General features: G+C 61.5%; 7 protein-coding genes. All 7 read left to right on the forward strand.

The window, feature by feature from the left end; genetic code table 11:
* Nucleotides 1–82 precede the first annotated feature (82 nt).
* On the forward strand, nucleotides 83–313 hold the full coding sequence (locus tag HSS18214_RS17655; RefSeq protein ID WP_156808443.1) for a DUF1127 domain-containing protein: 231 nt from the start codon (nucleotides 83–85) through the stop codon (nucleotides 311–313).
* A gap of 189 nt (nucleotides 314–502) precedes the next feature.
* Nucleotides 503–1,855 carry an NADP-specific glutamate dehydrogenase gene (gene gdhA / locus HSS18214_RS0100255; protein WP_016913312.1) on the forward strand — a complete coding sequence of 451 codons (1,353 nt, stop codon included), beginning with the start codon at nucleotides 503–505 and terminating at the stop codon, nucleotides 1,853–1,855.
* A gap of 134 nt (nucleotides 1,856–1,989) precedes the next feature.
* Nucleotides 1,990–2,403: a nucleoside diphosphate kinase regulator gene (gene rnk / locus HSS18214_RS0100265; RefSeq protein WP_016913314.1), complete on the forward strand. Its 414-nt coding sequence runs from the start codon at nucleotides 1,990–1,992 to the stop codon at nucleotides 2,401–2,403.
* 89 nt (nucleotides 2,404–2,492) lie between these two features.
* Complete coding sequence (locus HSS18214_RS0100270) at nucleotides 2,493–4,847, forward strand: Tex family protein (RefSeq protein ID WP_016913315.1); 2,355 nt, start codon at nucleotides 2,493–2,495, stop codon at nucleotides 4,845–4,847.
* A 139-nt stretch (nucleotides 4,848–4,986) separates the two neighbouring features.
* Nucleotides 4,987–6,627, forward strand: coding sequence for a glutamate--cysteine ligase (gene gshA / locus HSS18214_RS0100275; RefSeq protein WP_016913316.1), 1,641 nt, complete (start codon nucleotides 4,987–4,989; stop codon nucleotides 6,625–6,627).
* Nucleotides 6,624–7,145 carry a disulfide bond formation protein B gene (locus tag HSS18214_RS0100280; RefSeq protein ID WP_016913317.1) on the forward strand — a complete coding sequence of 174 codons (522 nt, stop codon included), beginning with the start codon at nucleotides 6,624–6,626 and terminating at the stop codon, nucleotides 7,143–7,145. Before gshA ends, HSS18214_RS0100280 begins: the two co-directional genes overlap by 4 nt.
* Before the next feature lie 115 nt (nucleotides 7,146–7,260).
* Nucleotides 7,261–7,749, forward strand: a complete 489-nt coding sequence (gene rsd / locus HSS18214_RS0100285; protein WP_016913318.1) for a sigma D regulator — start codon at nucleotides 7,261–7,263, stop codon at nucleotides 7,747–7,749.
* Nucleotides 7,750–8,159 lie beyond the last annotated feature (410 nt).

The following is an 8,159-nucleotide window of genomic DNA, read 5'->3' on the forward strand; positions in this document are numbered from 1 at the left end:
AAGAAGTATTCGTTGGATTGATTTTAGGCGCTCTTTGATACTTCTTCCACACCCAGAAGGAGAGATCGACATGGAGCGCATCATGACCTGTGTAAACGAGCGTCACGCATTATCAGAGCGGCAGCCGAACGTGGTGGAACGCCGCCGCACCCCTTGGCGGGTCAGGCTGGCGCGATGGCGGCAACTGCGTCGCGAGCGCTATGCACTACAGCAGCTCAACGATGACCTGCTCAAGGACATTGGCTTGAGCCGTGAAGTCGTACAGCGTGAAGCCAGGCGCCCTTTTTGGGATGATCGCGGCTGGCTTCGTTAAAACAACGTTTATCAAATTTTGTTAATGCACCAATAGTGGGCAAAAAAAGTGCGACTTTAGTCGAGTTGTGGCCGGTTTTTTGCCCATACCAAACCGGCATAGGGTATGCAGAAAAACGCCGTCACAGTTAAATACCGTCATGCGCTGGCCAGCATAACGACAGTCTCATTACGGTAACGGTACGACGCCATGCCCTACGTTCATGACACCCTTGCGCGGCTAGCCAAGAGTAGCCCTGCCCAAACCGAGTTCTATCAAGCCACCGAGGAAGTGCTCGAGTGCTTGCGCCCCCTGTTCGAGCGCTCGCCGCACTATCACCAGCACAGTATCATCGAGCGTATGATCGAGCCTGAACGGCAGATCATGTTCCGTGTCAGTTGGCTGGATGACAAGGGTCGGGTGCAGGTCAACAAAGGGTATCGAGTGCAGTTCAACTCGGCCCTGGGGCCTTATAAAGGGGGGCTGCGGTTTCATCCCAGCGTGACCGCAGGCACCATCAAGTTTCTGGGGTTCGAGCAAATTTTCAAGAACGCGCTGACCGGCCTGGCGATTGGCGGCGGCAAGGGCGGCGCGGACTTCGACCCCAAGGGCAAGTCGGACAACGAGATCATGCGCTTCTGCCAGTCGTTCATGACCGAGCTGTACCGCCACGTGGGGCCCCATAGCGATGTGCCCGCCGGCGATATCGGCGTGGGTGCCCGCGAGATTGGCTATCTGTTTGGCCAGTACAAGCGGCTGACAGGGCGTTACGAAGGCGTGCTGACCGGCAAAGGGTTGAATTGGGGCGGCTCGCTCGGGCGCAAGGAGGCCACCGGCTACGGCGCGGTCTACTTTGCCCAGAACATGCTGGCCGCCCGGGGGGAGAGTCTGGCAGGCAAGACTTGCCTGGTGTCCGGCGCGGGCAATGTTGCCATCTATACCATCGAAAAGCTGCTGGAACTCGGTGCACTACCGGTGTCCTGCAGTGATTCCAAGGGCATGATTCATGATCCTCGAGGCATCGACCTGGGGCTGCTCAAGCGTCTGAAGGAAGTGGAGCGTGTTTCCCTGGAGGCTTACCTTCACGAGCATCCTGAGGCACACTATGTGGCGGCACGGGATTACCCCGCCGATGGCCATGCCGTATGGCGGCTACCGGCGCAGGTGGCGTTTCCCTGCGCCACTCAGAACGAACTGACCGAACAGGATGCCCAGGCGCTGATCGCCAACGGGGTGAGCTGTATCAGTGAGGGGGCCAATATGCCCTCCACCAAGGCCGCCGTCGAACGCTTTATTGCCGCCAGGCTCGCTTACGGTCCTGGCAAGGCCGCCAACGCCGGTGGTGTGGCCACGAGCCAGCTGGAAATGGCCCAGAACAGCAGCATGGAGCAGTGGTCGCTAGAGAAAGTCGATGAAAAACTCAAGCACATCATGGCCGATATCTATCAGCAGTGTGCTGACACGGCAGAAGAGTTCGGCGAACCCGGTAACCTGGTGCTCGGTGCCAACATCGCAGGCTTCCGCAAGGTGGCCGATGCCATGATCGAGCAGGGCGTTACCTGATCATGTCAGTGGCCTGGTTCAGTGAGTTACCGGGCCACTTTAAATAAGTTATCCTGCGTATGGCAGATATCCACAGTCCTTTCCCTTTGGGGAAGGGCTGTTTTTTATGGTCGGTATCATCAAGGAGAGAGACCATGGGGCAACGTCCTCCAATCATCATCAACCGTCTCGATGCAGAGCGTCTGCAGCGACTGATCGATCAAGCACCGGAAAAGGATCAGATGGTGGCGGAATTGCTTGAAGAAGAGCTGCTGCGCGGCGAGGTGCTCGACCCGCAGGACATTCCCGATAGCGTCGTGAGCATGAATAGCCAGATCCGTTTCACCGACCTGACCCGTGGTCGGCAAATGATCCGCACGCTGGTCTATCCCCATGCGCTGGCCAGCGTGGAAGACGGTATTTCCGTCATGGCGCCGATCGGGGCCGCGCTGATTGGCCTGAAAGTGGGCGATGTCATCGAATGGCCGCTGCCCAATGCCACCGAAGTGAAACTGCGGGTGGATGCCATCTTCTGGCAGCCCGAGCGGGAGAAGCAGTTCCACCGCTAGGGCGGTCTCGGGCGCGCAAGCCATGCCAGCACAGGTGCTTTGTGGTACCGTGTCGGCACCTCGAAGGCTGCATGAGCTGGTTGCACGTTATGGATGTCAAACAACGGATTATTGCGCGCCTGGCGTCAGAGCTGGGCGTACGACCTGAACAAGTCCTGGCCACGGTGGAATTGCTGGATGGCGGCGCCACCGTGCCTTTCATCGCCCGCTACCGCAAGGAAGTGACCGGCGCGCTGGACGATACTCAACTGCGCCAGTTGGATGAGCGCCTGCGTTACCTGCGCGAACTGGAAGAGCGGCGCGAAGCCGTGCTGGCGACCATCGATGAACAAGGCAAGCTGGACCCCGCGCTCAAGGCCACCATCGAGGCTGCCGACACCAAGCAGCGCCTGGAAGACCTCTACCTCCCGTTCAAGAAAAAGCGCCGCACCAAAGCCCAGATTGCCCGGGAAGCCGGTCTCGAACCTCTGGCGGATGCGCTGCTGGCCGACCCCACCCTCGACCCGGAAAACGAAGCGGCACGCTACCTGCGCCCGGCAGAAGGGGAAGTACCCGCCATCGAAGATGCCAAGGCCGCCCTCGACGGTGCCAAGCAGATTCTGATGGAGCGCTTTGCCGAAGATCCCGAGCTGATCGGCCAACTGCGTGAGCGGCTCTGGCAGGAAGGCGAGCTGAGCGCCCGGGTGCTGGAAGGCAAGCAGCAGGAGGGCGCCAAGTTTTCGGATTACTTCGAGCACGACGAAAAACTCGCCAGGGTACCCTCGCACCGTGCGCTGGCCATGTTCCGTGGCCGCAACGAAGGGATTCTGGGGCTGGCCATTCGTTTGCCCGGTGAGGAAGACGCCCCGGTGCATCCTGCCCAGGTGGCCATTGCCCGTCAGGTCGGTATTCGTGATGAAGGGCGCCCGGCCGACAAGTGGCTGGGCGAAGTGGTGCGCTGGACCTGGCGTGTCAAACTCTACACCGCACTGGAAACCGAGTTGCTGGGCCGCCTGCGCGAACAGGCCGAGCAGACCGCCATCGATGTCTTTGCTGCCAACCTGAAAGACCTGCTGCTGGCGGCCCCGGCGGGGCAGAAAGTCACCCTGGCGCTGGACCCCGGCCTGCGTACCGGCTGCAAGGTAGCGGTCATCGATGCCACCGGTCAGTTCATCGACCAGGCCACCATTTACCCCCACGCTCCCCAGAACCGCTGGAACGAATCGCTGGAGGTGCTGGCGCGGCTGGTCAAGCAGCATCGCGTGCAGCTGATTGCCGTGGGCAACGGAACCGCCAGCCGTGAAACCGACAAGCTGGCCGGGGAACTGGTGAAGGCGCTGGCGCCCGCGCAGCCGCTGAGCAAGGTCATGGTGTCGGAGGCCGGGGCATCGGTGTACTCGGCGTCGGAATACGCGGCCCGTGAGCTGCCCGACCTCGACGTCACCATCCGGGGGGCGGTCTCGATTGCCCGCCGCCTGCAGGACCCGCTGGCCGAGCTGGTGAAGATCGAGCCCAAATCCATCGGGGTAGGCCAGTATCAGCACGACGTCTCTCAGGTGCAGCTCTCGCGCAGCCTGGAAGCCGTCATCGAAGATTGTGTGAACGCGGTGGGTGTGGACCTCAACACGGCCTCCAGCGCGCTGCTCTCCCGAGTGGCTGGCTTGAGCGCCGCGATGGCCGAAAACATCGTCGCGCAGCGCAACCTGCAGGGTGCCTTCAAAAGCCGCAAGGAGCTGCTCGGCGTCAGCCGTCTGGGGCCCAAGACGTTCGAACAATGCGCCGGTTTCCTGCGCATCAGCAATGGCGACAACCCGCTGGATGCCAGCGCCGTCCACCCAGAGGCCTATACCCTGGTCGAGCGCATCGCCAAGCAGAGCGGGCGTGACCTCAAGGGCCTGATTGGCGACAGCGCCACCCTCAAGGCGCTGAAGCCCGCCGATTTCGCCGATGAGCGCTTCGGGGTGCTCACCGTCAGCGACATTCTCAAGGAGCTGGACAAGCCAGGCCGAGACCCGCGCCCGGAGTTCAAGGCGGCGGAGTTCCGCGAAGGCGTGGAAACGCTCAAGGACCTCACCCTGGGCATGGTGCTGGAAGGCACGGTGACCAACGTGACGCACTTCGGCGCGTTCGTGGATATCGGGGTTCATCAGGATGGCCTGGTGCATATCTCAGCCTTGTCCGAGCGGTTCATCGACGACCCGCGCAGCGTGGTCAAGGCGGGCGACATCGTCACCGTCAAGGTGATGAGCGTCGATATTCCCCGCAAGCGAGTCGGGCTTTCCATGCGTCTCAGCGATGAACCAGAGCAGCCCGAACAAAGCGGTAGCCGCGCCGCTCAGGAGCCGCGCAAGCCTGCGCGCAGCAGCCGTCAGGCGGGCCAGCGCCAGGGGCAGCAGCAGGGCAATGCACCGGCGGCCATGGGCGCCCTGGGTGCTGCGTTGTTGAAGGCCAAGCGGGGCAAATAGTCGCGTGTCTTGAAAAACACAGGGTTGCCGCCATATCCTGCCCACTATTCCCTATCAGGTAGGATACAGCTCATGGTCACGCCCGCCGGTTTCCACAAGGCCTGCGTCATGCAGGCCTTATCAACAAGGAGTGTTCACCTTGTCTGAACCACTCACGGTGCCTACGTCGCTGACCGCTCAGGTCGAGCGCCTGCTCCCCAGCGCCCGTCTGGGTCGTTTGGGGCGGCTGCGTCGCGGGCTAGAAAAAGAGGGGCTGAGGGTCGATGCGCAGGGCCATATCGCACAGACCCCACACCCCCAGGCGCTGGGCTCCAAGCTGACCCACCCGCACATCACCACCGACTACTCCGAAGCGCTGCTGGAGTACATCACCCCGGTGTATTCGGAACCCAGGGAGGCTCTGGCCTTCCTGTCCGATCTGCATACCTTTACCTATCACCATCTCGATAACGAGTGGATCTGGCCTGGCAGCATGCCTTCTCGGCTCTCCGGTAACGACAGCGTGCCGATTGCCGACTACGGCAGCTCCAACGTGGGCACCATGAAGCACGTTTACCGCAAAGGGCTCGACGTGCGCTACGGGCGGATCATGCAAGCCATTGCCGGGGTGCACTACAACGTCTCGCTGCCTGAAGACATGTGGTACGCCCTGCGCGAGATGGAAAAAGCCACCCACGTACCGTTCAACGACTACCGTTCGACGCGCTACTTTGGCTTGATTCGTCACTTCCGTCGCCATAGCTGGCTGCTGCTCTATCTATTCGGTGCGTCCCCCGCCGTGGACAAGAGCTTCCTGCCCAACGGGCAGGTGCCGGACAAGCTGCAGCCGCTCGGTGACGATACTTATATCGCTCCCTATGCTACCACGCTGCGCATGTCCGACCTGGGGTATCAGAACAAGGTCCAATCGCAGCTGAAAATCTGCTTCAACTCGCTCTCCAACTACGTCAACACCCTGCGCCATGCGATTTCCACACCGTGGCCCGATTATGAAGCGCTGGGCGTTCGGCAAGGCGATGAGTGGCAGCAGCTCAATGCCAATATCCTGCAGATCGAGAACGAGTACTACAGCGATATTCGCCCCAAGCGTGTGGCCCGGCATAACGAAACTCCGAGCCAGGCACTCGAAGCCCGTGGCGTCGAGTACATCGAAGTGCGCTGTCTGGACCTCAACCCCTTCGATCCGTTGGGCGTCACGGAAGTGCAGATGCGCTTTGTCGACACCTTCCTGATGTGGTGTCTGCTCAGTGACAGCCCCTGGATTTCCGATGAAGAGTGTGACCGCCTGGATGACAACCGTCGCCTGGTGGTGGAGCGTGGGCGTGACCCTGAGCTGCGTCTCGTGCGTCAGGGGGAATCGGTGACGCTCCCCGAGTGGGGCGAGCAGATCTTCGCGGAAATGGCCGAGGTCGCTCGGCTGCTGGACGCCGTGGAAGACGACGCCCCCCATGCGGCCGCACTGGCAGAACTGCAGCCACGCTTGCAACAGCCTGAATTGACGCCCTCTGCGCAACTGCTGGATAAGCTGCAATCAGGCAATGGCTCGCTCAGCAAAACGCTGCTGGGTATAGCTCAGGAGCAGGCGGATGCCTTGAAGAGCACTCCCATGCTGCGCTCACGGGAAGCGCTGCTGGCACAGCTCATCGACACCTCGCACCAGCAGCAGCGCGATATCGAAGCGGCAGATCACGAAAGCTTCAGCACCTTCCTGGAAAACTACTTCACCAAGGCGCGGGAATCGCGAGCGCTATCGGCCATTACACCTGAGGACGGGCAATGACCTCATCAGCTATTCGTCCGGTCGCGCTACTCGGCGTCGCCTTTTGTATCCTGATGATGGCCGTGGCGCTAGGACTGGAGCACATTGGCGGGCTGGAGCCTTGCCCGCTGTGCATCTTCCAGCGCGTCGCGGTCATCGCCGCCGGGCTGGTGCTGGCCGTGGCTGCCATTCATAACCCCCGCGGCCGTTTCGGCAAGGGGTTATATGGCGTGCTCAGCTTGGCAGCGGTGGGTACCGGGGCGTTTATTGCAGGCCGACATGTCTGGCTACAGGGACTGCCCGCCGATGAAGTTCCCAGCTGTGGCCCCGGCCTGGAATACATGATGGATATTCTGCCCATGCAGGACGTCGTGGCCATGGTGCTCACCGGCTCCGGCGAGTGCGCGGAAATCGATTTCATGCTGCTGGGACTGTCGCTGCCTGGCTGGACGCTGGTCGGGTTCGTCATTCTCGCCCTGGTGCCGTTACGTATGTTATGGCTGGCCGTGACGGGGCAGGGTACGTTAGCCAAGCGTTGATTATTCAAGGCACTCACCTCAGTATCAAGGAAATCGTGCCCGCCTGGATTGACAGGGCTGGAAGGAACAGCGAGTCTAGCCCTGATGAAGGCGGCTATCAGCAAGGAGAAGCCCCATGCTCGAAGATTGCAAAAATGCCCTGGAGCGCTGGGGGGGCGTACACAGCCTGATCGACCGCTGGTTGGATCAGCGTCGCGCACTACTGGTCAGCTTCATTGAGCTCAAGGAAGCCTGTGATGCCGAGCTCGAAGCCGTCAGCAAGGCACGCATCGACACCTTCAGCGAGCTGCTGATGGATTACATCAGCGCGGGTCATTTCGAGATTTACCCGCAGCTGGCCGAAGAGGCCAAGGCATTCAACGACGAAAGCGCTCTGCACATTGCGGCCCGATTGCTGGAACGGTTGGAGATGTCCACCGCCATGGTGCTGGAGTTCGACGAAGACTTCGCCAGCCCGGTACGCTGCCAGCAAAACCTGGCCAGGCTGCCCGCCTGGATCGACCGGCTCGCCAAAGGGCTCACCGAACGCTTCGCCCTGGAAGACCAGCTCATCGCACGCCTCCACGCAGCCCACAGCCCCCAGCAGATCAAATCTCCCGCTTAATGCCGCGCCCCCTGTAGCGCGGCGTAACGAAAGAGCGAGAGCAACGAGCGATAGAGGCACCCGCGGAGGGCGGCGCCAGCCGCCCTGATAGCGTCACCGAACCACAAACGTGCCCTCGAAACACAAAACGCCACCGCCACCCCCGGCGCCCTCATCGGCAACGCTCTGCGCGTTGCTTCGCGGGTGCGCTCCGCTTACGCCGCGCTACGGTATGCGCCAGACGTCACCACGGCAAATTGCGGCACCCCCGTAGCGCGGCGTAACGAAAGAGCGAGAGCAACGAGCGAAAGAGGCACCCGCGGAGGCGGCGCCAGCCGCCCTGATAGCGTCACCGAACCGCAAACGTGCCCTCGCAACACAAAACGCCACCGCCACCCCCGGTGCCCTCATCGGCAACGCTTTCCGCGTTG

This window comes from Vreelandella stevensii S18214, from assembly GCF_000275725.1.
In the GTDB taxonomy this organism is placed as follows: Bacteria; Pseudomonadota; Gammaproteobacteria; order Pseudomonadales; family Halomonadaceae; genus Vreelandella; species Vreelandella stevensii.